This is a genomic window from Burkholderia sp. 9777_1386 (assembly GCF_015712265.1).
GTDB classification, from domain to species: Bacteria; Pseudomonadota; Gammaproteobacteria; order Burkholderiales; family Burkholderiaceae; genus Burkholderia; species Burkholderia cenocepacia.
In genome coordinates this window covers 12,231-39,140 of record NZ_JACCQB010000026.1, presented here as the reverse complement: position 1 = coordinate 39,140, position 26,910 = coordinate 12,231, and the positions used below count along the sequence as shown (strand labels likewise).

The following is a 26,910-nucleotide window of genomic DNA, read 5'->3' as shown; positions in this document are numbered from 1 at the left end:
CGGAAATTTCGTTCGAAGATCGACTACTGCAGGCGTCCAAGGCGGCGGCCCCAAGAGTGAAGATGGCGGATTCTATGGACCGCGCGAAAGTGAAGTCAACCCCTCGAAACCCCGTTTTTCGAAATAAATTTCCCGCATGACGCAACTGAAAGATTTGCCCTTGAATTGACGTACCGAAACCTTTCAGCGGGCGATGACGCGATCGCGCGCCGATGCGTGCAAGCAACGGTGCGGCGCAACGCGCAACCACCCGCTTTGCCGTTGCCGGGCGGGCGTGTGGCGGCCCTGGGCCGCCGCGACGCGCACACCACACGGCGCAACCGTCATGCGTTTTCTACTTGCGCCGCAGCAAAAGTCGCGACTACAATCCGCCCCAATTCATCACGGGAGTCCCCTCCGTGGATACATGCTCTAGTTGCAGTTCGATGCCGGTCCAGGCCGGCCAAGCCATCGCGAGATAGCAGCCAGACGCATGTCTTTCGCCGCTAGCTCGCACTCGTCGGGTTAGCGCGCCTCCATCCGGGCCGGCCATCGCCGGTTCGTCAGTCGCACGCTCCGTTATGTTCCATCCTCCGATCGCAGGCCGCGTCACGCACCCGCGCTCGATCACGTCGTCCGGCGTCCGCCGGACGGAACGGAGGCAGCGTCATGTTCGTTCAATCGTTCGCGGTCAAGCTCAAGCGCGTCGTACACGTCGCGTGCGACCGCTCTTTTTCCGGCCGCTCGCCGCTCGCCCGGGCATTCAGCCGCTGGCGCGGCCGGGCCCTCGCCCACGTGCCGACGGCGCCCCGCCCGCTCGATTGCGTGCTGATCGCCGCGACGGCGGCCGCGCTCGCGCTCGCCGCGCTGCTGTGCTCGGTCGCGCCGCGCGTCGGCTTCGCGCAGGTCTGGCGCGTCGGCGGCTGGCTGCCGTAAGCCCTGCTCCGTGCGGGCCGTCTCGCCATGCGTCCCGCATCACGTTCCCGTTTCTTCAGCCAAACTAATCAAACTGCCAACGGAACCCAAATGAAGAATCACCTCGCACCCGTCCCGCGCAAGCGCCGCCTCGATGCGCTCACCGCGCTGCTGCTGTCGCTCGCCGCCGCGCCCGCATTCGCGCAGGCATCGTCGCCCGCCGCTGCCGAACCGGCAGCCGGCGCGAGCGATGCCGCCGCCCCCGCGCAACAGGCCGCCGATGCTGCCGCGCCCGCTCCGACCGGCTTCTGGGAGCGCTCGAACCTGCTCGGCAACATGGGCGGCCTGCGTGACGTGCTCGACGAGCACGGCGTCACGCTGAGCCTGCAGGAGACCAGCGAGTACCTGTACAACACGTCCGGCGGCACGGGTCGCGGCGGCGCATACCAGGGGCTCACGCAATTCGGTTTCAACATCGACACCGGCAAGGCGATCGGCCTGCCGGGCGGCACGTTCAACGTGTCGGGGCTGCAGATCCACGGCACCAACCTCACGCAGCGCTACCTGCAGACGTTGCAGACCGCCACCGGCATCGAGGCGAACTCGACCACACGTCTGTGGGAACTCTGGTACCAGCAGTCGCTGCTCGACGGCAAGGTCGACGTGAAAGTCGGCCAGCAGAGCGTCGACCAGGAATTCATGGTGAGCCAGAACGCGGCGACGTTCATGAACGCGACGTTCGGCTGGCCCGTGCTGCCGTCCACCGATCTGCCGTCCGGCGGCCCCGCGTACCCGCTGTCGTCGCTCGGCGTGCGGCTGCGCGTGAAGCCGGCCGATGCGTGGACCGCGTTGGTCGGCGTGTTCGACGGCAACCCGGCCGGCCGCAGCGACGGCGACGCCCAGGTGCTGAACGCACACGGCACCAACTTCAACCTGCGCAGCGGCGCGTTCGTGATCGGCGAGGTGCAGTACGCGCTGAACGCGCCGCCCGCCGACCCGAAGGCCCCGCAGCCGGCCGGCCTGCCCGGCACGTACAAGCTCGGCTTCTGGTATCACTCGCAGCATGCGAACGATCCGCGCTACGGCACCGACGGGTTGTCGCTCGCCGATCCGGCGAGCAACGGCACGCCCGCCACGCATCGCGGCAACTATGGGTTCTATGCGGTCGCGGACCAGATGGTGTGGCGGCCGTCCGCCGACAGCCCGCGTTCGGTCGGCATGTTCGCGCGCGTGATGGGCTCGCCGGGCGACCGCAACGTCGTCGATTTCGCGGCCAACGCCGGCGTGACGCTGAAGGCGCCGTTCGCCGGCCGCGACAACGACGTCGCCGGCATCGCGATCGGCTACGCGAAGATCGGCTCGCATGCGCGCGGCCTCGACGGCGATACCGGCGTGTACACGACGCCCGGCTATCCGGTGCGCCGCGCGGAAACCGTCATCGAAGCGACCTACCAGTACCAGGTCGCGCCGTGGTGGCAGGTGCAGGCCGACCTGCAGCACTTCTTCCGTCCGGGCGGCGGCATCCCGAACCCGAACGCGGCCGGCGCGCGCATCGGCGACGAGACGGTGGTCGGCGTGCGCACGACGATCACGTTCTGACGCGCGCCGCATGAAAACGCGGGCCGGACGACCGCTTGCGCGACGGTCCGGCCCGTGCGATTGCTCGCCGTGTGGGCACGCGGCCCGCACCGCGCACCGCACCTTACTCGCCGTACAGCCCGAGCAGTTTCAGCGTGACGCCGTTGGTCCAGCCGAAGCCGTCCTGCAACGGATATTCGCCGCCGCCTCCGCCGCCCATGCCGGTACCCTCGACCACGTACTTCTCGACGAGCTTGCCTTCGGTCGCATACACATGCTTCACGTCGGACAGGAAACGCGTGCCGATGTCCTTCGCGAGCGCCGGTTCGCCATAACGGCGCAGCCCGTCGATCGCGATCCACTGCAGCGGCGCCCAGCCGTTCGGCGCATCCCATTGCTGGCCCGTGTTCTCGGTCGTCGTCGCGAGACCGCCCGGCTGCAGCAGCGTCTTGCGCACTTCGCGCGCGGTCGCCTTCGCACGCTCCGGCCACGCGACGCCTGCAAACAACGGATACAGCGCGGCCGCCGTCACGCCGTCGCGCGGCTTGCGCAACTGCCAGTCGTAGTCGCCATAGTAGCCGCGACGGTTCCACAGGTAATGATTGATCGCAGCCGCCCGCTTGCCCGCGCGCGCTGAAAAATCGGCCACGCATGCGATGTCGCGCGTGACCGCGCAGCCCTTCACGATCGTCGTCTCGAGATGGAACATCAGGCTGTTCAGGTCGACCGGCACGATCGACGTCGTGCGGATCGTCGCGAGCGTCTTGCCGTCGCCGAACCACCGCGAGCTGTAGTCCCAGCCGCTTTCGGCGCCCGCGCGCAGGTCGCGGTACACCTCGTTCGCCGGTCGGGACGGCACCGACTTCGCGGTCGTCACGTCCTCCAGATACGACTCGTCGCGCGGCGTATCGCTCGCATCCCAGTAGCGGTTCAGCACGGCGCCGTCGGGCATCGCGACCACGTGGCGCGCCGCCTGCCCGCGCGGCGTCGTGGTCTCGCCCTGCATCCAGTACGCATGTTCCTTGCGCAGCGCCGGCAGGTATTTCTGGTAGACCTTGTCGCCCTCGACCTGCGCGGCGAGCGTGACCATGTACGCGAAGAACGGCGGCTGCGAGCGGCTCGCGTAGTACGTGCGATTGCCGTTCGGGATGTGGCCGACCGTATCGATCAGGTATGCAAAGTTGTCGAGCATGTCGTCGACGAGATCCTCGCGCCCCGACACCTGCAACCCGAGCATCGTGAAATAGGTATCCCAGTAGTACCCTTCGCGGAAACGGCCGCCCGGCACGACGTACGGCTTCGGCATCGGAATCAGCGAACTGTACTGGGGCACCGTGACGCTCGTGCGCGTGAGCTGCGGCCACAGCCAGTCGATGTGCTGGCGCAGCGTCTGGTTCGGCGGCGGCGTCACGCCACCTTCCGGGGGCGGCGTGAAATGCTGGTCGACGAACGCCTTCAGCGAGAAGCCCGGCTGCGATTTCTGTTGCTGATACAACTGCACGATCGTCGCGGGGTCGGTATCGGGCGTTGCGTCGACGAAGGTCTTCTGGTCGGGATAGAGCTGCGCGGTCTGCACCGCGACGAACAGATCGCCGTAGAGCTGGCTCGGCGGCGGCAGCGTGCCCGACGCGGGAGCGGCAGCCGCTGCGGTGGTAGCCGGTATCGCGGACTGGCCGGCCGCTTGCGCGGCGGCCTGGTTCGCATTGTCGGCCTGCGCGGCGCAGCCGGCGACGGCGAGATACGCGATGGCCAGTGCGGCGGCCCAGCGCAGACGCGGCGCGGGCGGTGACTGACGCGACGAGAAGCGAGATGCAAGCGGTGCGGCACGACGTGACGTCATGGCGTGTCCCCTCCTTTCGATGGTGAGTGGATCGGCACGAGGTCTCGTTCGCGCGCGCGTTCGTCTCGATGGCCTTCGATCGATACGCGTCATGTTGTGGTGCGAATGGGTCCGACTGTCGCACGAAACATGCATCTCAAGCAAGTTTCGATTCGCGCGATTCCCGGAGATAACCGCGCACCGCCCGCCACGCCCGCGCTTCGAGCGCGTGCGCATCGGTTTCGCCGCGCGCGCCCGCCGCATCGACGATGCCTTTCACGATCGCGAGCAGATCGTGCGCAATCACGTCGGGCGCGGCGACGCGCGGCGCATCGCGCAACCCGAGCGCATGCAGCAAGGTCGCGTGGATGCGGTCGACGACGCGCGCGTTGCGCGCACCGAGCGGCAGCCGCGCCTCCTCGAAATCGATCAGCCGCGCGAGCACCGGCCGGCGCATCTGGTGCGCGACGGCCCCGCGCACCAGCGTGCGCAGCACGTCGTCGCACGACGACAGCGCGGCCGCCCGGTCGACGTCGTCGAGCAGATGCGCACTCTCGCGCTCGACGAGCGCAGCGGTCAGCGCATCGCGGTTCGGAAAGTATTGATAGAGCGAGCCGATGCTCACGCCGGCCAGCGCGGCGACCGCGTTCGTCGTGTAACCGTCGAAGCCGTCGCGCTCCAGAATGCGCGCGGCGGCCTCGACGATCGCATCGACGGTGGCCACCGAGCGGCGCTGGCGCGGCGCCTTGCGGGGCGACAGCGGGATGCGCGAAGACGAGTCGGACATGGCGGGAATGCGAGTTTCGAATATGAGCAAACGCTCATATTCTAGAAACGCACCGCCACTCCGTCAAAAGGAATCGCCATACCGGGCAGACGTCGGTCCCGCTCATCGTGTTCATGCGCGTCGACACGCACGCCGAATGGCGAAAGCGTGGGCGACGCACCGCGCGGGAAGCCGTTCCCCGATCGCAATGTCGGGCGCATCGACCGCCTGCCCGGCATCGAAAACGCACGCGCGCCCGGCAACGGCGATGCTGCGTCGTTCACCGGTCGGGCAACGCATTCGACACGCACGAGCAATGCGTCGCTTGCCCACGCGCAGTCGTTCTTTCCGCCCCATCCACAGGAAAAGACGACTGTTGCAACATGCGGAACAACTGTTGTCGTACGTGACGCAACGGTCACATTGTGGGCATAATGACGTCTTTACCGCGCGCCCAGCCCATGTCGCCCGTCTTTCTAGCACCGCTCATCGTTGCCTGTGCGTTGTTCATGGAAAGCGTCGACGCGAACATCATCGTCACCGCGCTGCCCGCGATGGCGAGGGACTTCGGGCACAGCCCCGTCACACTGAACATCGCGATCACGGCTTACGTGGTCGGCCTCGGCGTGTTCATCCCGATCTGCGGCTGGCTCGCCGACCGCTTCAGCGCGCGCGCCGTGTTCCGCACCGCGATCGGCATCTTCGTCGGCGGCTCGCTGATGTGCGCGGCGTCCAACTCCCTCGGCGTGCTCACGTTCGCGCGCTTCATACAGGGCGTCGGCGGCGCGATGATGGTGCCGGTCGGCCGCATCATCATCTTCCGCGCGGTGCCACGCTCCGATCTCGTGCGCGCGATGAACTACCTCGCGATTCCCGCGCTGTTCGGGCCCACGGTCGGGCCGCTCGTCGGCGGCTTCATCACGACCTACCTGCACTGGCGGATGATCTTCTTCATCAACGTGCCGATCGGCATCTACGGGATCTACCTCGCGAGCAAGCACATCGCGAACACGCACGAGCCCGATCCGGGGCCGCTCGACTGGTTCGGCTTCCTGCTGTCGGCCAGCGGCGCGGCGCTGCTGCTGATGGGCCTCACGCTGATCGACGGTTCGCTCACGTCGCGCTCGAACGCCATCCTCATGTGCGCGGCCGGCGCCGCGATGCTCGCGCTGTACGTGCCGTACGCGCGCCGCAAGGAGCGCCCCGTGCTCGACCTCAGTTTCCTGAAGATCCCGACGTACCACGCGAGCGTCGTCGGCGGGTCGCTGTTCCGCATCGGCCTCGGCGCGGTGCCGTTCCTGCTGCCGCTCGCGCTGCAGGAAGGGCTCGGCATGAGCGCGTTCCATTCCGGCCTGATCACGTGCGCGTCCGCGCTCGGCGGCGCGGTCAGCCGCTCGACGGCCACCCATACGCTGCGCCGCTTCGGCTTTCGTACCGTGCTGATCTACAACGCGGCATTCGCGGGCCTCGCGATCGCCGCGTATGGCGTATTCCATCCCGGCATGGCCACCTGGGCGATCTGGATGATCGTGCTCGTCGGCGGCATCTTCCCCGCGCTGCAGTTCACGAGCCTGAATTCGATGATCTACGCGGACATCTCGCCGCGCGACGCAGGTCGCGCGACGAGCCTCGGCAGTGTCGTGCAGCAGATGTCGCTCGGCCTCGGCGTGACGGTGGCCGGCCTCGTGCTGCACGTGTCGCACTGGCTCCAGGGCCATCAGGCGATGGTGTGGTCGGATTTCTGGCCGGCATTCGTGGTGGTCGGGCTGTGCTCGTTCGCATCGATTCCGATCACGCGGCGGCTGCCGCCCGGCGCCGGCGACGAGGTCGCGCGCGGCAAGCGGGCATAGGCGGCCAACGGCCGACGCAGCGAAATCATTTTCGCCGCAATCGATCGTCCGCGTATTGCATCGCTTTTATTTTTCAATTCCGAAATTTATTCAATCGCGCGAAACGCACGAGGCACTCGCCGAATCCGCATGTCGAAATAACCTCGGCCCGAAGATCGACTGCGCATCACCGCTTTAGATATCGGCAGACGCGCCGCCACGCCTGCTCGGTCGCTTGCGCTGGCGCGTCCCGATATCGGGCATGCGAACGACTTGAAAATCCGAAATCCATTGATCAATAATGATCACTCGCATCGGCGCCAATATTGTCCCCGCGCCGAATTGCAGCAGTCGTCATAACCTCCCATCCGCTGTTTCACGTTTCGATCGCTATCTCGCCTCGAAGGGGTCTCCATGACTCAAGAGCTGATTCTGCGCGCGCCGGAAACATTCATCACCGACTCGCCCGCTGCACTGGATACGGCCCGGCCGCCATTGCCGACGCATCTCGCCGTCATCCTCGACGGCAACCGGCGCTGGGCGGACCGCCTCGGCCTGCCGGCCGCCGACGGCTATCGGGCCGGCGGGCGCAACGTGCACGCGCTGCTGTCGTGGTGCGAGGAAACCGGAATCCCGTTCGTGACGCTGTGGCCGCTGTCCACCGAGAATCTCCAGCGCGACGCCGGGGAATTGCGCGACCTGCTCGCGGTGATCGGCGACGTCTTCGACGAGCTTGCCGCCTGCGGCCGCTGGCGCCTGCACGTGATTGGCGACCTGACGCAGTTGCCGCCCGCCACCGCCGAGCGCATCCGCGCCGCGCAGCAACGCACGGCCCACGCGCGCGGGCTCGACGTGAACATCGCGGTCGCGTACAGCGGCCGCCTCGACCTGCTGCACGCGGTCCGCTCGCTGATCGCGGAGCATGTCGCCGCCGGCACCGTCGAGCAGTTGCTCGCGCAACTCAGCCCGGAGCTGATCGCGAGCCGGCTCTACACGGCCGGCCAGCCGGAGCCGGACCTCGTGATCCGCACGTAGGGCGAGCAGCGCCTGTCGAATTTCATGCTGTGGCAAACCGCTTTCTCGGAGTTCTATTTCACGCCGACGTGCTGGCCCGATTTTGGACGCGACGATTTCGAACAGGCCATCGATGCGTACGGCAAGCGCGCGCGCCGGTTCGGCAAGTAGCGCCGGACCGTCCTTCATGACACCCGTTGTCACCCGCCATCCGCGAGGCACGCCATGTCCACCGTTGAAACCGTTACCGCCGAAGCCGCCGCGCCCGCGCTCGTGCTGCCGCACCTGTTCCACCCGTTCGACACGCCCGTGCATCCCGACGCCGACCGCGCCGAAGCCGACCTGCTCGCGTGGATGAACGGCCATGGCTTGCTCGACGATCCGCGCTGGGCCAACGGCATCCGTCACGGCAAGGTCGGCGAATACTGCTCACGCGTCTATGCGCACGCGACCTTCGACGGCCTGTGCACGACGAGCCGCGCGTATGGCTGGATCTTCGCGATCGACGACGGCCTGTGCAGCCTGCACGGCGTCGCGCGCGCCCCGGGCGAGCTCGGCGCGCTCTACCTGTGGCTGTACGAAATGATCGCCGACCCGACCGGTCATGATCCGGCGCCGCTGCGCGCCGCGCTGGCGGGGCGCCTGCCGCACCTGGCCGCGTTCCTGCCCGCCCTGCAACGGGCGACGCAGGACATCTGCGCGCGTATCGCCGCTGCATCCACACGCGTGCAGTACGCCCGCTGGGTGGCGGGAATGATGACGTTCCTGTTCTCGACGCTATGGGAAACCGGCCGGTTCGCGACCGACGTCGTGCCCGGCGAGGCCGAGTACCTGTCCGGTCGCACCTATAACGGCTGCGGCGAAGGCGCGTTCGCGCTGATCGACATCGCCGCGGGCTACGAAGCGCCCGCCGCGTTCTACGCAGACGAAGAAGTCGAGCGCCTGCGCAAGCTATCCGGCCTGATCCTGTGCCTGTGCAACGACATCTTTTCGTATCCGAAGGAGGCCGGCGAATCGAGCAGCAATCTCGTCTGCGTCCTGATGCACGAACGCGGGCTCGCGCCGCAAGCCGCGCTCGACGCGGCGGCGGACATCCACAACGGCTATCTCGCGCGTTATCTGGATCTGGAAAAAAAGGTGCGTGCGCGCACCGACGATCGCGCGTCGCTGCGCCTGCTCGACGAGGCCCGCACATACATTCGCGGCAACTACGACTGGCACTTCGGTTCGCCGCGTTACGGTGCGGCGAAACACTACGACCTGTCCCGTGCGCTGCGGCCCGGACAGACGAGCGCTGCGACATGACCTGTCGCTCGGCGACGGATGAAAACCGGAAAAACAAAAAAATCAGCGAACATCCACACGGGGCCGGTGCACAGCCGCGTGGATGTTCGCTCAGGGCTCCGGGTCTCCCGATGGGGGTTGAGAGTCCCGGATTCGCTTCCTGCGTGCCATGGACATATGTGCGTCGGAAGCGGAATCGTTGCGCGCACTTGTCGTCGCGCCATGAACTGCACTATAGGGAAACTTGCGAAACGCATCTGTCAACCATTGTCAGACGCGTTGCAGCCGCACGTCGCACGCGCGCGCCGCTTTCGCGCTAAAGTGGTTCCCGATCGCCACCCTCGACCGTCCTGCCGATGCTCACGCTCTCGCCCGCCGCCGCCCGCGCACTGCATCTCGCCGCACAGGGCCTGCTCACGCCGCCCCGCCGCAAGGCCACCAAGTCCGACGTGCTCGACACGATCCGCCGGATGGCGCAGTTGCAGATCGACACCATCCACGTCGTCGCGCGCAGCCCGTATCTCGTGCTGTTCAGCCGGCTCGGCGATTTCTCGCCGCAGTGGCTCGACGAACATCTCGCCGAGGCGCGCCTGTTCGAATACTGGTCGCACGAAGCGTGTTTCCTGCCGATCGAGCAGTTCGGGCTGATGCGCTACAAGATGCTCGATCCGTCGGGGATGGGCTGGAAATATGCGGCCGAATGGCATGCGCAGAATCGTCCCGAGATCGAACGGCTGCTCGCGCGGATTCGCGCGGAAGGCCCGGTGCGGTCGGCCGATTTCGCGCGCGAGGACGGCGTGAAGGGCAACGGCTGGTGGGACCGCAAGCCCGAGAAGCGTCACCTGGAAGTGCTGTTCACGACGGGCGACCTGATGGTGTCGGAGCGCCGCAATTTCCAGCGTGTGTACGACGTGCGCGAACGCGTGCTGCCCGGCTGGGACGATACGCGCGACCTGCCGCCGCGCGAAGCCGTGCTGCCCACGCTGCTCGACTACACGTGCCGCGCGCTCGGCGTCGTGCGCGCGGACTGGGTGGCCGACTACTATCGGCTGCCGCGCCGCTCGTACCGCGCGGAGCTGGAACGGCTGGCGGAGGCCGGCGACCTGATTCCGGTGCAGATCGACGACTGGAAGGAACCGGCCTACGTGCATCGCTCGCTCGATGCGTGGCTGCCGGCCGCCGCGGCCGACACGTTGCGCTCGACGGTCACGACGCTGCTGTCGCCGTTCGATCCGGTCGTCTGGGACCGGCGGCGCGCGTCGACGCTGTTTGGTTTCGATTACACGATCGAGTGCTACACACCCGAGCACAAACGGCGCTACGGCTATTTCTGCCTGCCCGTGCTGCATCGCGGCCGGCTGGTGGGCCGCGTCGATGCGAAAGCGCATCGCACGCTCGGCACGTTCGAACTGAAGGCCGTGCACGTCGAGCCGGGCGTGCGCTTCGGCACCGGGCTCGCGGCCGACGTCGCGAAGGCCGTGAAGAAACTCGCGGCGTGGCACGGCACGCCGGAGGTGACGGTCAGGCATGCACCGCCGGAACTGGTGAAGGCGCTGGCCGACACGTAACGCGCACAGGTTCGCGCGGCCGGCCTGCGCGGCGGCGTACGCGCCGCCGGCCGCGGATCAGTCGCGCAGCTTGCGAAAACGCGGCGTGCCGTCTTCGAGATTGCCGTTGAACATGGCTTCCGGCCGCACCCACAGCCCGCGCGCATGCGGCCACAGATGCTCGTAGACGACCACCGATTCCTCGGTTTCGGAATGGCGGGCAACGCCGATGTAGCGGTACAGGCCGCCCTTGTAGTGGCGGTGCGTCGCGAGCTGTTCGGCTTCCTGTTCGGTCATGGTGTGCTTCTCTTCGGCAAAAACGGAAAGCGCGTATTGTATGCGCTGCGCCGCCCGTCAGCGTGTCGTGTAGATGTCGGGGCGGCGGATCTCCATCAGCCGCTCGGGGTTCGCCGGCGGACCGAAACCGACCGGCCGGTACAGCGCGTGCGCATCAGTCGTCGCGAGCATGATGCGGCGCAGCCGCCGCACCATCTCCTGCGCGAATATATGGTCGATCAGCGCGCGGCCGTAGCCGTTGCCGCGTTCGGCCGGCAGCACGAACACGTCGCACAGGTACGCGAACGTCGCCTGATCGGTGACGAGCCGCGCGAACCCGACGAACCGGTCGCCGACGTACGCGCCGAAGCACAGCGAACCGTCGATCGCGCGCTCGACCACGTCGCGCGGAATGCCCTGCGACCAGTACGCGTCGCGATGCAGGAAATCGAAGATCGCGTCGATGTCGAGTTCGCGCTTGTCGGTGGAAAATCTCAGCGTGGCGGGAGTGGCTGCGGGCACGTCTGTTCTCCGGTCGGGACGGAAGGCGGAGCATCGACGATACCGCGCTGGCGAGTGGCGGACAAGGGGCGCCACGAACCACCGCGGACGAACGGTCGTACTCTGCCGGCTTCGATTCGGTGACAATGTCATCGCCCGATAAACCTGCCACGCTGCATCATGACCTACCGCCTCATCGCCTTCGACTTCGACGGCACGCTCGCCGATTCGCTCGACAGTTTTCTCGCCGCGCTGTCGGAAGCGTCGCGCCTGCACGGCTTTCGCGACGCCACGCCCGAACTGCGCCCGGCGCTGCGCGGCATGTCGGCGCGCGACATCATCCGCGCGCTCGACGTGCCGATGTGGAAAGTGCCGCGCGTGACGATCGACATGCGCCGCCTGATGCAGCCGCGTGTCGCGCAAGTGCAGTTGTTCCCCGGCGTCGACGAAACGTTCGACGCGCTCGCCGCGCGCGGCATCCGCATCGCGATCGCCACGTCGAATACCGAGGCGATCGTGCGCGACCGGCTCGGCCCGCGCGCCGGCGCGCGCGTCGACCATTTCGCATGCGGGATTCCGCTGTTCGGCAAGGCGCGTCGTCTGCGCGCGCTCGTTCGCGAGGCCGGCGTGCGCGCCGACGAAGTGCTGTACGTCGGCGACGAAATCCGTGATGCCGAAGCGGCACGGCGTGCACGGATCGCGTTCCAGGGCGTCGCGTGGGGCTATACGGCGCCCGACGCGTTGCAGGCGCATTGCGCGACGCCGTTGCTGCCGCGCCTCGACGCGCTGCTCGAACGCGTGTAACGCGTTCGCCGCGCCACGCGCGCATGCAGCCACGGCAGCCGCCACGACAACATCACGTCGATGCAATGCGGATGACACGCACCTGCATCTCATGCATTGCATGCGCCACGCGCGCGCAAAAATTGCCGCCACCGCACGCGCATCAGGTACGCGCTACCTGCCTGCGCGCATGCCCATCGATTCGTCTTACCAACCGTTACACAAGCCACAGCACGGTTGCACCTGCTACCCGAGCGCTCTCCTAGAATAAGTCGGGCCGGGAAACACTTCGAACGCCGCCGCGGCAGAGTGGCCATCGAATCCGGCCCGGGCGCGCCCGGCCTCTCGCACAGCGACGGATCACACGATCCGTTTTTCAACCAGAGCCCCGATCGAAAGGAGGTCCCATGAACCGCTTTCCCCCCATCTCGCGCCTTGCCTTGTCTGCCGCCGGCCTGCTTCTCGTCGCCGTGACGGCGACCGCGCAAACCGCGCAACCGGCCCCCGCCGCGTCCGCCGCGCCGGCTGCCACCGCGACGCGCATCCACGAAGCCGACCAGACCTTCATCACGGACGGCACGAAAACCGTGTCGACCCAGCACGACGCCGCGCGCATCGCCGATTCGCGCACGTCGGACAGCCAGGTCAAGGCCTTCGCGCAACGCGTGTCGACCGACGATGCGAAGATCATCCAGGCGATGCGCGCGGCGAGCCCGCGCGGCGTCGACGTGCCGGCCAACGACCCGGACACGACCGTGCTGAACAGCATCAAGAGCTTGCGCGGCGCCGACTTCGACAAGGCCTACATCGAACAGGTCGCGCTCGCCGGCCAGCAAAAGACGATCTCGGCATTCCAGGCCGAAATCGCATCGGGCCGCGACACCAAGCTGAAGGAAGTCGCACGCCAGGCGCTGCCGATCCTGCAGGCGCACTATGCAGACGCGCAGAAGCTCGCGCAGCGTCATCACCTCGCATCGGCGCAGTAACACGATGCAGCGCCGCGCATCGTGCGCGGCGCACCGCCCCCTGTCGCGTCGCCGCCTCCCCTGCCGGCGGCGCGGCACACGTTACGTCGCCAGCTTCGCGTCGAGCCGCGCACGCACTTCCGGCCATTCGTCATCGATGATGCTGAACCGCACCGAATTGCGCTTGCGGCCGTCCGGCATGATCCGTTCGTGACGCACGATGCCCTCCTGTTTCGCACCGAGCCGCAGGATCGCCGCGCGCGATTTCTCGTTCAGCTCGTCCGTCGTGAACTGCACGCGTACGCATCGCATCGTGTCGAACGCATAGGTCAGCAGCAACCACTTCGCTTCGGTATTCGCCCGCGTACGCTGCGCCGATTCGCTCAACCACGTATGGCCGATCTCCAGCTTGCGATTCGTGCGATCGATCTTCCAGAAGCGTGTACTGCCGATGGCGCGACCCGATGCGCGATCGACGATCACGAACGGCATCACGGTGCCGGCCGCGCGGCCCCGCAACGCCGTGTCGATGTAGGCGTCGACCGTCTGCGCGCCCGGCACGACCGTGACCTTCAGGTTCCACAACTCGCCGTCGGCTGCAGCGTCCAGCAGCGCTTGCCGGTCGGACACGTCGAGCGGACGCAGGACGACACGTTCGCCGACGAGGGTCGGTTGTTCGAGGGAAGACGATGCGTCGGTCATGACGGGATTCCGGAAAATGAGGACGATGGCGGCGAAACGCCCATCATACGGTGCCGCTAGCTGTGAAGCTTCAATAGGTTGTATCGATGGTTCATCCGGACTGAGTCTGGGAGACTGGAAGTCGCCAAACACCCAACCTTGCAGGAACCCAGCCGGATGAACACCCATAAGAATGCCCGACTCACTTTCACGCGTCGACTTGAGATGGTTCAGGAGATCACCGAATCCGGTTCGAGCGTGTCGCAAGCGGCGGCCGATCACGGCGTGACAGCACCGACTGTGCGCAAATGGCTTGGACGCTACCTGGCCGGCGGTGCGGTTGCGCTGGCTGACGCTTCTTCTCGACCGGCTCGCTCTCCACGCGCCATCGCCCCGTCGACTGCCTTACTGATCGTGGAATTGCGCCAGCAGCGCTTGCTGCAACGTCAGATCGCTCGACAGGTGGGAGTGTCGGCCTCGACCGTCAGTCGGGTGCTGGTGCGTGCCGGACTGTCTCGGTTGAGCGACCTGCAACCGCGTGAACCGGTTCAGCGCTACGAGCACAAGGCGCCGGGCGATTTGCTGCACATCGACATCAAGAAGTTTGGCCGTATCGCGCGTCCTGGCCATCGTGTCACCGGCAATCGGCGCGATACAGTGGACGGCGTTGGCTGGGAGTACCTGTTCGTCGCAGTGGACGATCACGCCCGGATTGCCTACACGGCAATGCATCCAGACGAGACGAAACGCAGTGCCGTGCAGTTCCTGCGCGATGCAGTGGCTTGGTACGCCGGACTCGGCGTGCGTGTGCATCGCTTGCTAACCGACAACGGTTCGGCGTTTCGCTCACACGAGTTTGCGCGAGCCTGTCAGGAACTGGGTATCCGGCACAAATTTACGCGGGCGTATCGTCCGCAGACCAACGGCAAGGCCGAACGCTTCATCCAGTCAGCGTTACGCGAATGGGCCTACGCATGGACATACCAGAGCTCGGCCCATCGCATCGAAGCCTTGGCGAGTTGGCAGCACCACTACAACTGGCATCGTGCCCATAGCGCCATCGGCGGCGTTGCGCCGATGGCCAGACTTCCCGCGTCAAGAAACAACCTCTTGACGCTTCACAGCTAGCCGAGGTGCGCGGCGAGCCGGCGGCGGATCGCCTTCGCTTCGCCGCGCAATGCATCGGCGAACGCATCGACGAGCAGGCTCTTCGGCCGGTGCTCGGGCACGATCACGCTGACCCGGTACGGAAACGAGCGCGTCAGCGGCCGCACGTGCAGACCGCGGCCGACGAAATCGAGCGCCGTGAGCGGGTTGACGATCGCGGCCCCGAGCCCTTGCCGCACGAACGCGCACACCGACACCGCCGATGGCGTATCGACCACCGAGCGCGGCGCGACACCGAGTTGCGCGAACGCCTCGTCGATCAGGATGCGGTACGGATCGTTCAGCGACAGGCTCACGAACGGGCGGTCGGCGAGATCGAGCAAGTCGATCGCGTCCTGCGCGAGCAGCGGATGGCCGTCGGGCAGCACGCACACTTCATCGACTTCGAGCAGCGGCGTGAGCACGGTGCCGGCCGGCGCGACGTCGTGCTCGGTCAGCCCGAGGTCGTAACGCTGCGCGGTGAGCCACTCCTCGAGCACCGGCGACTCCTGCGTCGTGACCGACACGCTGACACCCGCATGCGCATCGTGAAAGCGCCGGCACGCGCCGGGCAGGATCGCGTGCGAGAACGCCGGCAGCGCGATCACCGACAGTTGCCCGTCGCGGAATTCGCGCAGGCGCGCGGCCGTCGCCGCGACGCGTTCGAGCCCCACATACGCGAGCCGCACGTCGTCGAACAGCGTGAGCGCGGCCATCGTCGGGCGCAGCCGGCCGTGCGCGCGTTCGAACAGCGCGAAGCCGACGACCTGCTCCATCCGCGCCAGCTCGCGGCTGATCGTCGGCTGCGACGTGTACAGCATCTCGGCCGCGCGCGTCGTGCTGCCGGTGACCATCAGCGCACGGAACACCTCGATATGACGGTGCGTCAGCATGATCGTATATATCAAGAATGAATCGAATGAAGATAAATCGGCATTTTACTGTATAGCCGATCAGGCGCATCATCCCGCTATCCGTTCACTCCATCCGGTTCATCCGCCATGTCTCTCGATTCCCGCCAGCTCGCGACGCTCGCGCAGCAATACGGCACCCCGCTGTGGGTGTACGACGCCGACGTCATCCGCGACCGCATCGCCCAACTGCGCCAGTTCGACGTGATCCGTTACGCGCAGAAGGCGAATTCGAACGTCCATATCCTCAAGCTGATGCGCGAAGAAGGCGCGTGCGTCGACGCCGTGTCGCTCGGCGAGATCGAGCGCAGCCTCGCGGCGGGGTTCAGCCCGGCAGGCGAACCGGAAGGCGTCGTGTTCACGGCAGACCTGATCGACCGCCCGACGCTCGCGGCGGTGCTCAAGCATGGCGTGACCGTGAACGCCGGCTCGCTGGACATGCTCGCGCGCATCGGCGAGCACGCGCCCGGCCACCGCGTGTGGCTGCGCGTGAATCCCGGGTTCGGCCACGGCCACAGCAACAAGACCAACACCGGCGGCCCGCAGAGCAAGCACGGCATCTGGATCGACGACGTACCGCGCGCGATCGAGATCGTGCGCCAGTACGGGCTGAAGCTGGTCGGCATCCACATGCACATCGGTTCGGGCGTCGACTACGGCCACCTGTCGCAGGTGTGCGATGCGATGGTCGATCTCGTCACGTCGCTCGGCCACGACATCGATGCGATCTCGGCCGGCGGCGGCCTGTCGATCCCGTATCGCGACGGCGAACCGCGCGTCGACGTCGGTCACTACTTCAGCCAGTGGGACGCCGCGCGCAAGCGGATCGAACGGCATCTCGGCCACCCGGTGCGCATCGAGATCGAACCGGGCCGCTTTCTCGTCGCCGAAGCCGGCACGCTCGTCACCGAGGTGCAAGCCGTCAACCGTCGGCCGAAGCACGATTTCGTGCTGATCGACGCGGGCTTCAACGACCTGATGCGCCCGTCGATGTACGGCAGCTATCACGCGGTGTCGGTACACGCGCACGATGGCGCGCCGCCCGCCGGCCGGCCGCTCGTCGATCTCGCGATCGCGGGGCCGCTGTGCGAATCGGGCGACGTGTTCACGCAGGATGCAGGCGGCGTGGTCACGCACCGCAAGCTCGCGCAGCCGCAGATCGGCGACCTGCTGTTCCTGCACGACGCGGGCGCGTACGGCGCGTCGATGTCGTCGAACTACAACAGCCGGCCGCTCGCGCCGGAAGTGCTCGTCGATCGCGGCACGCCGCGACTGATCCGCCGCCGGCAGACGATCGGCGAATTGCTCGCGCTGGAAACGTTCGAGTAACCCGCGCCCGGCGTGACGAACGCCCAACGGCCAGGCTTGCCGCTACCGGCAGCCTGGCCGTTTTGCCTTGGGCCCCGTCATCGGGTGCAGGATCGAGCGCATGTCGCGATCATGCGCATCGGTGGCAACCGGCTTACGGCCAGCCTCGCACCGGAGGGCGTCGGCCTGATGCGCGGCACGCCGCTGCGCCTGCGTCACCCCGCACGCTGCACGGGCGCCATCTTCGAGAAGTACTTCGCGCCCGCCACGCAGCCGACCACGACGACCGTCACGACCACCATCGACGGCGGCACCGTCTCGTGCAGCAGCCCGGCCGCGAGCAGGAGGCCGAAGAACGGCTGCAGCAGCTGCAACTGGCCGACGCCCGCGATCCCGCCGAGCGCCAGCCCGCGATACCAGAACACGAAGCCGATCAACATGCTGAACAGCGACACGTACGCGAGCCCCCACAGCGCGGCGGCGTCTACTCCGTCGAACGACGCGGGCCAGGTCAGCCACGTGAGCGGCAGCATCAGCGGCAGCGACAACACGAGCGCCCACGAGATCACCTGCCAGCCGCCGAGCTGGCGCGACAGGCGCGCGCCTTCCGCATAACCGAGCCCGCACGCGACGATCGCGGCCAGCATCAGCGCATCGCCGACCACCGACGCCTGCCCGCCGTTGCGCAGCGCAAACGCGGCCACCGCGCCGCTGCCGACGATCGAGAAGATCCAGAACGGCAGCCGCGGCCGTTCCCCGCCGCGCCACACGCCGAACAGCGCGGTCGCGAGCGGCAGCAGCCCGACGAACACGATCGCGTGCGCCGACGTCACGTGCTTCAACGCAAGCGCCGTCAGCAACGGGAACCCGACCACAACACCGAGCGCGACGATGGCCAGCGACACGGCCTCGGCGCGCGACGGCCGCCGCTGCTTCAGCACGACGAGCAGCAGCAGGCCGAGCGCACCGGCGATGGTCGCGCGGGCGAACGTCAGGAACAGCGGGTCGAGCCCTTGTACCGCGACACGCGTCGCGGGCAGCGAGCCACTGAAAATGATGACACCCAGCAGGCCGCTGAGCCATCCGTCGGTCGTCTTTTGCACGGTCGATCCTGAATGGGGAAATGGATGACCGATGATCCGCCGCCGGCGAAAACGGCGTAAGCTACAGCCCAATACAATTCAGACAAACTGTACTGGACAACCGGCCGTACAGTTCATCGTTCGCCATGAACCATTCCGCCCCGATTCCCGCTCCGCCCGCGCCGTCGCGCACGCGCGTGGAAACCGTCATGGATACGTTGCGCGCGCGGATCTCGAGCCGCGCGCTGATGCCCGGCGCGCGCGTGCCGTCGATCCGGATGATGGCCGATGCGCTCGGCGTGTCGAAATCGACGGTCGTCGATGCGTACGAACGGCTCGCGAGCGAAGGCGTGCTCGTCGCCCGACGCGGTTCGGGCTTCTATGTATCGGGGCACGCACCGCCGCTCGCGCTCGCGGAACTCGGCCCGCGCCTCGATCGCGCGCTCGATCCGCTGTGGCTGTCGCGTCAGTCGCTCGAAGCGGCGCCGACGTCGGTGAAGCCCGGCTGCGGATGGTTGCCGTCGTCGTGGCTGCCCGACGAAAGCCTGCGGCGCGCGTTGCGCGCCGTGTCGCGCGACGAAGCCGATGCGCTGACCGACTATGCGACCCCGCTCGGCCTGCCCGCGCTGCGCCAGCAGCTTGCGTGGCGGCTCGCGCAGCACGGCGTCCACGCGGAACCCGCGCAGATCATGCTGACCGACGGCGGCACGCACGCGCTCGACCTCGTGTGCCGCCTGCTGCTGGAGCCCGGCGATACGGTCGTGCTCGACGATCCGTGCTACTTCAACTTCCAGGCGCTGCTGCGCGCGCATCGCGCACGGATCGTCAGCGTCCCCTTCACGCCGAACGGCCCCGATCTCGTGCGCTTCGAGCAGGTACTCGCCGAGCACCGGCCGCGCCTGTACATCACCAACGCCGCGCTGCACAACCCGACCGGCGCGACGCTCGCGCCGCCCGTCGCGCACCGGCTGCTGACGCTCGCGGCCGAGCACGGGCTGCTGATCGTCGAGGACGACATCTTCGCGGATTTCGAGAGCACGCCCGCACCGCGCCTCGCGGCGTTCGACGGGCTGTCGCGCGTCGTGTCGATCGGCAGCTTCTCGAAGACGCTGTCGGCCGCGATCCGCTGCGGCTATGTCGCCGCGCGTCCGGAATGGATCGACGCGCTCGTCGACCTGAAGCTCGCGACGTCGTTCGGCAATGCGCAGATCGGCGCGAACGTCGTGCACCGGCTGCTGATCGACGGCACGTACCGCCGCCATCTCGACAGCCTGCGCGCGCGTCTCGCGGACGCGATGGGCGAAACGATCCGGCGCCTCGCGCGGGCCGGGCTCGGGATCTGGACGGAGCCGCGCGGCGGGTTGTTCGTGTGGGCGCAATTGCCGGACGGACTCGACGCCGCGCGCGTCGCGCGTCATGCGCTGGACCATGACGTGGTGCTCGCGCCCGGCGACGTGTTCAGCGCGTCGCGCAGCGCGACGTCGTACATGCGCTTCAACGTGTCGCGTTGCAAGGGTCCGGCGGTGTTCGATGCGCTGGCGCGGGCGATGGAGGCGGTGCGGGTGGTCGAGCGCGGCGGCGCGCCGGCGAATGCCGGCAGCCGTGTACTGGCCGGCAAGTGACGCGAACCTGCCGCGCAGCGGCGGGATGGCCCGCCGCCTGCGTCACACCTCCCCCGCATGCGCCCTCGCCCGGACCTCGGCGAACGACGTATCGACGAGCAAACGCCCGGTGTCGAACACCGTCTCGAGCGCCTCTTCCCATTCGCCTTCCAGCACGTGATCATCCCACGCGACCGGCAACGTCACCGTCCGATACTCGCCGGTGCGCCAATTGCGCAGCAACGTCAACCGCCCCTGCTTCGAGCGCTTGCCCCGATCGGTGACCGGATCCTTGCGAACGTCGTGCCATACGCCATCACGCCGGATGGCCGAACACTTCATCGCGAAGCGCTGCGTATCGCGGTTCACGCGCTGCAACAACGCACCGCCCATGCCGAACACCACGTTGCCGGCCGCATAGCCGGCATCGTCGAGCGCGTCGAGGATCGCCTCGATCGACTGCTCGTCGACACCGTCGCCCTGGATCACGCGCACGCGGTTCAGCACGCGCCGCCCCTTGCCGTTCACGGTCGAACCGAACGACGCGTCGAGCGCGCGCACGGTCTGCAACACGATCGTCACCGGGTCGCCGGAATCGGGACGCACGACGAGCGTCGCGCCCGAATCGAGCACCGCCTGCCGCAGTTCGCCACCCCACAGATCGAGCGCGGCGAACAGATCATAGGAGTCCGACACGACCGATACGATCGCACCCGGCAAACCGAAGCGCCTGATCATGTTGCGGTACGCATCGGCCTCGCCCTCGCGCCCCCACGACGTGATCGTGCTGTGCTCGGCCGCCGGCACCGAGTAGGCAGCCATCGGCTCGCGATAGAAGCGGTTCGCGGCCAGCACGCCGAGCACCGTGTCCGAACCCATGAAGTTCACGAGGTGCGCGGCGCCGCCGATCGCGGCCGACTCCGCGCTCGACACGCCGCGCGCGCCGAAGTCGTGCAGCTTGAACGGCAGTTGCGCGAGATCGTCGTCGGTCCGTTCGAGGAAGCGGCGAATCGTCTGCCGCAGGTGCCAGCTGCGGGTCGCCACCGTCACCGGATACCAGATGCGCAACAGCATCGTCTCGAGATACGACGCGAGCCAGAACACCTGCGGATCGTCGCATTCGACCGTCATCAGCACGTTGTTCACCGGCACGATCGAGCCTTCCGGCACCGCGCGAATCCTCACCGGCAGGTAACCGTCGTAGTGCTCGACGACATAGCGCCATCCTGCTTCGTTGAACGGCTCGCCGTGCACCGTGAAGAAATCGCGCGCGTCGTCGATCATCGCGTGCGTGACCGGCTTGCACAGGTACTGCTTCAGCAGCATCTGCAGGCCGAAGAACAGCGTGCGGTCGTAACGGCCGCCGCGCGATTCGACGTACGAGAACATCGCCGATGCGTCCGGCGGATACTGCAGGAAGTGGGAAGCCTTGTACGAATCCGTGTTGAGAATCGGATTGGCGAGAACCGCGGCAAAGCCGCCGGGATCGTTTTGCATGGCTAGAGCTCCTCTAGGCCGTTGAAGTGCCGCCGCGTCTGTCGCGGCGGACCGATGCGGGGAATCAGCGCGTCACAGCTTCCCCAGGAAGTGATACGCGATGTCGAAGTGATCCTCGAACATCACGTTGCGCATCTGCGCGAATTCGTTGAGCGGGACCCAGCGCGCCTTGTCGGCGTCGTCGCTGCCCTTCACGCGCGGCAACTCGCCAGTCGGGAAGTTGAACAGGCACGCATGCGTGATCGTGCGGCCGCGCAGCGAACGCGTCGGGTGATCGAACACCTGGCGATCCTTGATCGAGCCGCGCAGCACGGGTTCCGGCAGCTTGAGGCCGGTTTCCTCGCGCAGCTCGCGGATGCACGCCGCGTCGAGCCGCTCGTCCTGGTTCACGAAGCCGCCCGGCAGCGCCCACAGGCCGCGGCCCGGTTCGCTGCGGCGGCGCACGAGCAGGATATGCCCCGAGTGCACGACCACCGCGTCGACCGTCACGAACGTGACGGGATACGGCGCGGCCGCCCACGCCTTGCGATACGCGGCGATGAATTCGGCTTCCGACTTCAGTTGCGCGAATTCCGGCTGCGTGCGAAAACGCTCGAGCCAGCCGAACACGGGTTCCGGCACGGCCCACTGCACGAAGCTGTTGGTGCGTTCGGCGAAATACTGGTCGCGGATCTCGGTGGCGGAAATGTCTTCCGTCGCATCGACGTCGACGAGCTCCCATTGCGGGAACATCCGCAGGTAATACGAGGTGGCGTCCTTCTCGTGGCCGATCAGCCCGACCTTGCGTTGCGCGACGTCGCCGAGCGCGACGGCCACCGCATCCTGCACCCAGCGTACCCAGTCGCCGTCGTTGTAGGTCGAATCCTGCAGCGGGGCAATCGTCACGCGATCGCGCTCGGACGCGTCGAGCAGCGAAGCCAGCATCTGGCGACGCTCGTCGAACGAGAACGGATCCTTGATGGTGCGGGGCTTGTCGGTCGATCCGATCAGCACGCACACGCGCTCGGCCCGGCTCAGTGCCGACTTCAGCACGTTCAGGTGACCACGATGCGGAGGCTGGAAACGACCAATGAAAACGAGCGCGTCGAAGCGCCGGTTCTGTTGCGTACTCATGAGGCTCCCTCAAGAGATTGAAACGCTCCGGGTCTGTCCCGAAGGGTTGAGATGAATCCTAGGGGAATTCCCGAGGGACGTCAATCGAGCCGATTCGAGCCCGCGCTCGACTTGACGAAGTCTGACGAAACACGCGTTATTGGCGAGTTACACTCGATTTCATCCCAATCCGCGCCACGGCGCCCGCCCTCATGAGGATCTCCGTCAGCCGGACCGTCGGCGTCGATCGCAGACGCCTGTTCACGTGGTCGCAGGACTACGGGCGGCGGCTCGTCTGGGACAACTTCCTCATCGATGCCTATCTGCTCGACGGCACGACCGCCGACGTCGGCGTCGACGCGTTCTGCCGCAGCCAGTCGGGCGCGACGATGGTGTCGCGCTACATCTCGTACCGTCCGCCGCAGGTCGCCGCCGTCGAAATGGTCGAAGGGCCGAAGGTGCTCGAACGCTTCAGCGGCAGCTGGAACTTCACCGAGCGCACGGCCGGATCGACCGAGGTGAAGTTCACGTACCACTTCCGCGCCCAGCCGTCCTGGCTGCGCTGGCTGCTCGAACCGCTGATCGGCGCGTTCTATCTCGTGCAGACCCGCCGGCGTCTCGATTCGTTCAAGCGCTGGGCCGAAGCCGAAGCACTGCCGCGCTGACCGGCGTAAGCCGGCTGCGCCATCGGCTATTTGCCAGATTCGCCGAAGCCGGGGAAACGACAGGCGGCCGCCATCCCGCCGCGCGCCACCTGCTGCCGGACCTGCGCGTGCGTGCCGAGCGCCGCGGCGATCGCATCGACCGCGTCGGCGGCACGCGCCGCGCCGCACATGAACGCATCGACGGCCGCGAAGCGATGCTCGGGCCACGTGTGGATCGTGATGTGCGACTCCGCCAGCAGCACGACGCCCGTCACGCCATGCTCGCCGCCGAAATGATGGAAATGCGCGCCGATCACGCGCGCGCCGGCCCGTTGCGCCGCGTCGGTGAGGATTGCTTCGAGCCGCGCGGCGTCGCGCAGCAGCGCCGCATCGATGCCGGCCAGGTCGGCCAGCACGTGCGAGCCGAGCGTCGCGTCCGGCGACACGCTCCCGTCGCGTGCGGTCATTTGTGCGACCCGTACGACGAGTAGCCGCTGCGCGCCGACGAACTGCCCCACCCGCCGCCGCCCGAACCGCTGCCGCCGATCGAAGAACAACTGAACAGCGTGACGACGATCAGGCCGTAGATGCCGTAGAGAATGTACCGGATCACGCGTTGCCCCCGTCCGGCGCAAACCGCTTCCACAGCCATTCCGGCAGCCACAGCACCAGCAGGCCGACCAGCACGTAGACGGAGCGGCCGGTGAACGAGAACAGCGAGCCCATGTTGAAGATCACGAGCAACGCGCTGAACATGAACGGCAGCGGCGCGAAACTGTGCGGCCCCTTTCGGCCGAACAGGCCCATCGATTCGGTGGCGCCGGCGGCCGCCGGCGTGGCCGCCGCGAGCGCGGGCGTGCCGAAGCGCTCGGCGAGCGCGCCGCCCGACAGCGGGCGCGCGCGCGACCAGACGATCTCCGCGTCACTGCGCTCGCGCGTGAGCTTGTCCTTCTGCCAGCCGTAGTCGATGATCGACGTGCGATCGCCCGCCTGCACGCGCCAGTTGAATGCACCGACCACGTAGACGACCTCCGATTCGTATTCCTCGCGCAGCCGGTAGGTCTTGCCGTCGTCGGTCACGTTGCCGGATTCGCCGCCGATCGTCGGCCAATGGTCGAGCACCTGCACCCGTTCCCAGCGCCCGTCGCTCTGCACGAGCCACAGGAAGCCGCGTTTCGGGTTCAGCAACAGGTACTCGTCCCACGTCTCGTCGTCGCCCGGCACGCGGCAGCGCATCATGCCGATCACCGTGTACTTCACGCCGTCGAACGTGCCGATCGCGCCGAGTTCGAGCGCGCCCTTCACCGATTCGAGCTTGCGCCGCGCCGCGAACACGGTCTGCTGCTCCGCCGTGCACTGCACGCCCGCGTGACAACTGCCGCACACGACGTAGTCGGCCACGTTCGGTGCATACGACAGCGGCGCGCCGCAGCTCGGGCACGCGAACGGCACCAGCTCCGCGCCGCGCTTGTCGCGCGTATCGTTTTCGGTGTCGCGCAGCCCGGTGAACGCGAGCGCGTCGAATTCCAGCGCCTCGCCCGCATAGACGGCCGGGATGCCGCCGTTCGGTTCGGCGTCGGAATAGTCGTAGGTCGCGAATGCATTGCCCGTGCGCAGGTCGGCGACGCGCGCCTCCCAGCCGGCATCGACGCGAAACGGCAGCTCGCCGTCGCCGCCCGTGCAGCGCGCGGTGCGCACGTCGGACACCAGATACGCGCGCCCGCCGTGGTCGATCCGCATGCCCGGTTCGAGCGAGTCGAATGCGGGCCACGCGCGGCCCGACGCATCGTCGGGTTCGCGCACCGTGATCGCGTACTGGCCCGACGCATCCGACAGCCAGCCGAACGCGCCGTCGTCGAACACGACGTACCACTCGCTCCATGCACCGGCGTCGTAGGTCATCTGGATGCGCCCGAGCACCGTGAACGCGCGCTTGTCGTAGCGGCCGGCCGTGCCGATCTGGATCGGCGACGCATCGTCGAGCACCGTGGCCAGTTCGCCGATGCGCTCGACGTCGGCGCCGCGCTTGAGCAGCGTGCTGCGACAGAACGCGCAGACGGCCATCACCGCCGCGGCCGAGCGAAACTCGACCGGCGCGCCGCACTGGGGGCACGAGGTACGGAACATGCGCGACGCTTACCGGGTGAGCTTCGCGAGGATCTCGGCCTTCGCGCGCGAATATTCGTCTTCGGTCACGAGGCCCTTGTCGAACAGCGCCTTCAATTGCTCGAGCCGCTGCACGTAATCGGTGCTCTCGGTCGGCGCGGCGGCCACCGGCGCGGCAACGGGCGCGGGCGGTGCGGCCTGTGCCGGTTGCGCGGCGCCCGCGATCTGGCCGGCCATCGCCTGCCCGATCGCCGCGCCCGCGGCGAGCCCCGCGCCGACCCCGGCGATGCCGCCCGGGTTTTGCGCGGCGAGCGGAATCGCCTGCGCGGTCTGGTATTGCGTGGCGCGCGCGAGATCGCCGGCCATCCCGGCGCCGATCCGCAGGTCGAGCGCCTTCTGCAGTTCGGCCGGCAGCGACACGCTCTCGACCGCGAACGCGTCGAGCGCCAGCCCGTAGCGCGTGAACACCGGCACCAATGCCTCGGCGACACGCTGCGACAGCAGCGACTGGTTCGCGGCCATGTCGACGAACGGCACGTCGGCCGAGCCGAACGTGGTGCTCATCGCGGTGACGACCAGGTTGCGCAGTTGCTGCTCGAGATCGTCGACCGTGTATGCCGCGCGCGTGCCGCTGACCTCGCGATGGAACGCCGCCGCATCGACGATCCGATACGAGTAGACGCCGAACGCGCGCAGCTGCACGAAACCGAATTCGCGGTCGCGGATCGTCACCGGCTGCGCGGTGCCCCAGCGCCGGCCCAGCTGCAGCCGCGTGCTGAAAAAGTAGACGTCCGATTTGAAAGGCGATTGAAAGAATTTGTCCCAGTTCTTCAGGTTCGTGAGCACCGGCAGCGTGCGCGTTTCCAGCGTGTAGAGGCCCGGCTGGAACACGTCGGCGACCTTGCCTTCGTTGACGAAGATCGCGACCTGCGTTTCGCGCACAGTCAGCTTGCCGCCGTACTGGATTTCCTGGTCTTCCATCGGATAGCGCCAGGCCAGCACGCCGTCGGTGTCTTCCGTCCATTGCAGGACGTCGATGAACTGCTTGCGGATGAATGAACCCAGACTCATGTCGGTCTCCTCGGAACGCGTGGCGCGTCAGGTCAGGCAGGCGGCATTGATGATGCCGACGACGAGCGACGCGGTGCCCATCAGGCCGCCCATCGCGACGTTGCGATCCTCGATCGCATGATTCATGCCGGGCATCACGCGCGTCAGCACCGCGTAGGCGATCAGTTGCACGATCATCGCGCCGATGGCCCAGATCACGACTTCGCCGAGCGTCGCGTTGTGCGCGATGCTGGACGCGAGCGTCAGGCAGAAACCGATCAGTGCGCCGCCGAACGACAGCGTCGCGGCCGCGTTGCCGTCGCGGATCAGCGCCAGTTCGTCGAACGGGGTGACCTTCAGGTACACTGCCGCGAACACGAGAAGCAGCACGAACGCCGACAGTAAATGAACCGCATAAAGATAGGCACTATTCATTCTTTTCCTCGGATTTTGTGCTCGGTTCGCCGCCCCGTCGCCGGCCGGCCCGCACGGGGCCGCCAGACGAAAATCCGCGCCAGTATATCCACATTGCCGAA

General features: G+C 67.4%; 25 protein-coding genes and 1 pseudogene. 12 read left to right on the top strand and 14 right to left on the bottom strand.

The annotated features are described in order from the left end of the window. Positions 1-648: 648 nt before the first annotated feature. A complete protein-coding gene (locus H0X91_RS19930) occupies positions 649-915 on the top strand; it encodes a hypothetical protein (protein WP_006487869.1) in 267 nt (88 codons plus the stop codon). Positions 916-1,005: 90 nt separating this feature from the next. Beyond that, entirely contained in the window at positions 1,006-2,493 is a 1,488-nt protein-coding gene (locus H0X91_RS19925) for a carbohydrate porin (protein WP_062910362.1), read from the top strand. Positions 2,494-2,596: 103 nt separating this feature from the next. Here the strand turns inward: H0X91_RS19925 and treA are convergent, their stop codons facing one another. Together treA and H0X91_RS19915 are read right to left on the bottom strand one after the other, a co-directional pair. After that, positions 2,597-4,312, bottom strand: coding sequence for an alpha,alpha-trehalase TreA (gene treA, locus H0X91_RS19920; RefSeq protein WP_196433280.1), 1,716 nt, complete (start codon positions 4,310-4,312; stop codon positions 2,597-2,599). Between the two features lie 136 nt (positions 4,313-4,448). After that, positions 4,449-5,078, bottom strand: coding sequence for a TetR/AcrR family transcriptional regulator (locus H0X91_RS19915; protein ID WP_062910360.1), 630 nt, complete (start codon positions 5,076-5,078; stop codon positions 4,449-4,451). Between the two features lie 440 nt (positions 5,079-5,518). On the opposite strand from H0X91_RS19915, the gene H0X91_RS19910 reads away from it, so the two are divergent. From H0X91_RS19910 to H0X91_RS19895, 4 genes and pseudogenes are all read left to right on the top strand, one after another. Then, on the top strand, positions 5,519-6,907 hold the full coding sequence (locus tag H0X91_RS19910) for an MFS transporter (RefSeq protein ID WP_196433279.1): 1,389 nt from the start codon (positions 5,519-5,521) through the stop codon (positions 6,905-6,907). A gap of 393 nt (positions 6,908-7,300) precedes the next feature. Continuing rightward, positions 7,301-8,071: pseudogene (gene uppS, locus H0X91_RS19905) on the top strand (polyprenyl diphosphate synthase). A 54-nt stretch (positions 8,072-8,125) separates the two neighbouring features. Beyond that, positions 8,126-9,205 carry a terpene synthase family protein gene (locus H0X91_RS19900; protein WP_006491212.1) on the top strand — a complete coding sequence of 360 codons (1,080 nt, stop codon included), beginning with the start codon at positions 8,126-8,128 and terminating at the stop codon, positions 9,203-9,205. Positions 9,206-9,540: 335 nt separating this feature from the next. Next, positions 9,541-10,752: a winged helix-turn-helix domain-containing protein gene (locus H0X91_RS19895; protein WP_006498979.1), complete on the top strand. Its 1,212-nt coding sequence runs from the start codon at positions 9,541-9,543 to the stop codon at positions 10,750-10,752. Positions 10,753-10,809: 57 nt separating this feature from the next. Here H0X91_RS19895 and H0X91_RS19890 read toward each other — a convergent pair whose 3' ends face one another. Continuing rightward, positions 10,810-11,028 (bottom strand): DUF1653 domain-containing protein, encoded by a 219-nt coding sequence (locus tag H0X91_RS19890; protein ID WP_006480837.1) that lies wholly within the window; start codon positions 11,026-11,028, stop codon positions 10,810-10,812. Positions 11,029-11,085: 57 nt separating this feature from the next. Then, positions 11,086-11,529, bottom strand: a complete 444-nt coding sequence (locus H0X91_RS19885; protein WP_006491201.1) for a GNAT family N-acetyltransferase — start codon at positions 11,527-11,529, stop codon at positions 11,086-11,088. A gap of 159 nt (positions 11,530-11,688) precedes the next feature. Here H0X91_RS19885 and H0X91_RS19880 point away from each other — a divergent pair, with 159 nt between their 5' ends. Together H0X91_RS19880 and H0X91_RS19875 are read left to right on the top strand one after the other, a co-directional pair. Continuing rightward, positions 11,689-12,312, top strand: coding sequence for an HAD hydrolase-like protein (locus tag H0X91_RS19880; RefSeq protein WP_084751631.1), 624 nt, complete (start codon positions 11,689-11,691; stop codon positions 12,310-12,312). Between the two features lie 386 nt (positions 12,313-12,698). Further along, the gene (locus H0X91_RS19875; protein ID WP_196433278.1) at positions 12,699-13,277 is read left to right on the top strand and encodes a DUF4142 domain-containing protein; all 579 of its coding nucleotides are present in this window, start codon (positions 12,699-12,701) and stop codon (positions 13,275-13,277) included. Positions 13,278-13,358: 81 nt separating this feature from the next. On the opposite strand, the gene H0X91_RS19870 is transcribed toward H0X91_RS19875, so the two are convergent. After that, a complete protein-coding gene (locus tag H0X91_RS19870; RefSeq protein ID WP_034202103.1) occupies positions 13,359-13,958 on the bottom strand; it encodes a GNAT family N-acetyltransferase in 600 nt (199 codons plus the stop codon). Positions 13,959-14,114: 156 nt separating this feature from the next. Between H0X91_RS19870 and H0X91_RS19865 the strand changes: the two genes are divergently transcribed. Beyond that, a complete protein-coding gene (locus H0X91_RS19865; RefSeq protein ID WP_196433277.1) occupies positions 14,115-15,065 on the top strand; it encodes an IS481-like element ISBcen26 family transposase in 951 nt (316 codons plus the stop codon). Here H0X91_RS19865 and H0X91_RS19860 read toward each other — a convergent pair. After that, positions 15,062-15,976 carry a LysR family transcriptional regulator gene (locus H0X91_RS19860; RefSeq protein ID WP_084751633.1) on the bottom strand — a complete coding sequence of 305 codons (915 nt, stop codon included), beginning with the start codon at positions 15,974-15,976 and terminating at the stop codon, positions 15,062-15,064. The two genes, H0X91_RS19865 and H0X91_RS19860, sit on opposite strands and share 4 nt — an antisense overlap. A 108-nt stretch (positions 15,977-16,084) precedes the next feature. Between H0X91_RS19860 and lysA the strand changes: the two genes are divergently transcribed. Next, positions 16,085-17,323, top strand: coding sequence for a diaminopimelate decarboxylase (lysA, locus tag H0X91_RS19855; protein WP_196433276.1), 1,239 nt, complete (start codon positions 16,085-16,087; stop codon positions 17,321-17,323). A 194-nt stretch (positions 17,324-17,517) separates the two neighbouring features. Here lysA and H0X91_RS19850 read toward each other — a convergent pair whose 3' ends face one another. Continuing rightward, positions 17,518-18,405: a DMT family transporter gene (locus tag H0X91_RS19850; protein WP_006491199.1), complete on the bottom strand. Its 888-nt coding sequence runs from the start codon at positions 18,403-18,405 to the stop codon at positions 17,518-17,520. Between the two features lie 125 nt (positions 18,406-18,530). Here H0X91_RS19850 and H0X91_RS19845 point away from each other — a divergent pair, with 125 nt between their 5' ends. Next, positions 18,531-20,006 (top strand): aminotransferase-like domain-containing protein, encoded by a 1,476-nt coding sequence (locus H0X91_RS19845; RefSeq protein ID WP_034202102.1) that lies wholly within the window; start codon positions 18,531-18,533, stop codon positions 20,004-20,006. 42 nt (positions 20,007-20,048) lie between these two features. Here H0X91_RS19845 and H0X91_RS19840 read toward each other — a convergent pair whose 3' ends face one another. Then, complete coding sequence (locus H0X91_RS19840) at positions 20,049-21,482, bottom strand: nicotinate phosphoribosyltransferase (protein WP_196433275.1); 1,434 nt, start codon at positions 21,480-21,482, stop codon at positions 20,049-20,051. Between the two features lie 72 nt (positions 21,483-21,554). Beyond that, positions 21,555-22,595, bottom strand: coding sequence for a bifunctional nicotinamide-nucleotide adenylyltransferase/Nudix hydroxylase (locus H0X91_RS19835; protein ID WP_012339666.1), 1,041 nt, complete (start codon positions 22,593-22,595; stop codon positions 21,555-21,557). 191 nt (positions 22,596-22,786) lie between these two features. On the opposite strand from H0X91_RS19835, the gene H0X91_RS19830 reads away from it, so the two are divergent. After that, a complete protein-coding gene (locus H0X91_RS19830) occupies positions 22,787-23,239 on the top strand; it encodes an SRPBCC family protein (protein WP_006491214.1) in 453 nt (150 codons plus the stop codon). 26 nt (positions 23,240-23,265) lie between these two features. Here H0X91_RS19830 and speD read toward each other — a convergent pair whose 3' ends face one another. The 5 genes from speD to H0X91_RS19805 are packed head-to-tail and all read right to left on the bottom strand — an operon-like array spanning position 23,266 to position 26,809. Beyond that, positions 23,266-23,685 (bottom strand): adenosylmethionine decarboxylase, encoded by a 420-nt coding sequence (gene speD, locus H0X91_RS19825; protein WP_006491200.1) that lies wholly within the window; start codon positions 23,683-23,685, stop codon positions 23,266-23,268. Beyond that, positions 23,682-23,831: a hypothetical protein gene (locus tag H0X91_RS19820; protein ID WP_006491192.1), complete on the bottom strand. Its 150-nt coding sequence runs from the start codon at positions 23,829-23,831 to the stop codon at positions 23,682-23,684. The genes speD and H0X91_RS19820 overlap by 4 nt, the downstream gene beginning before the upstream one ends. Beyond that, entirely contained in the window at positions 23,828-25,345 is a 1,518-nt protein-coding gene (locus H0X91_RS19815) for a DUF4178 domain-containing protein (RefSeq protein WP_060210887.1), read from the bottom strand. The genes H0X91_RS19820 and H0X91_RS19815 overlap by 4 nt, the downstream gene beginning before the upstream one ends. A 9-nt stretch (positions 25,346-25,354) precedes the next feature. Next, positions 25,355-26,395, bottom strand: coding sequence for an SPFH domain-containing protein (locus H0X91_RS19810; RefSeq protein WP_196433274.1), 1,041 nt, complete (start codon positions 26,393-26,395; stop codon positions 25,355-25,357). Positions 26,396-26,422: 27 nt separating this feature from the next. Further along, positions 26,423-26,809 carry a DUF350 domain-containing protein gene (locus H0X91_RS19805; RefSeq protein WP_006490342.1) on the bottom strand — a complete coding sequence of 129 codons (387 nt, stop codon included), beginning with the start codon at positions 26,807-26,809 and terminating at the stop codon, positions 26,423-26,425. Positions 26,810-26,910: the final 101 nt, after the last annotated feature.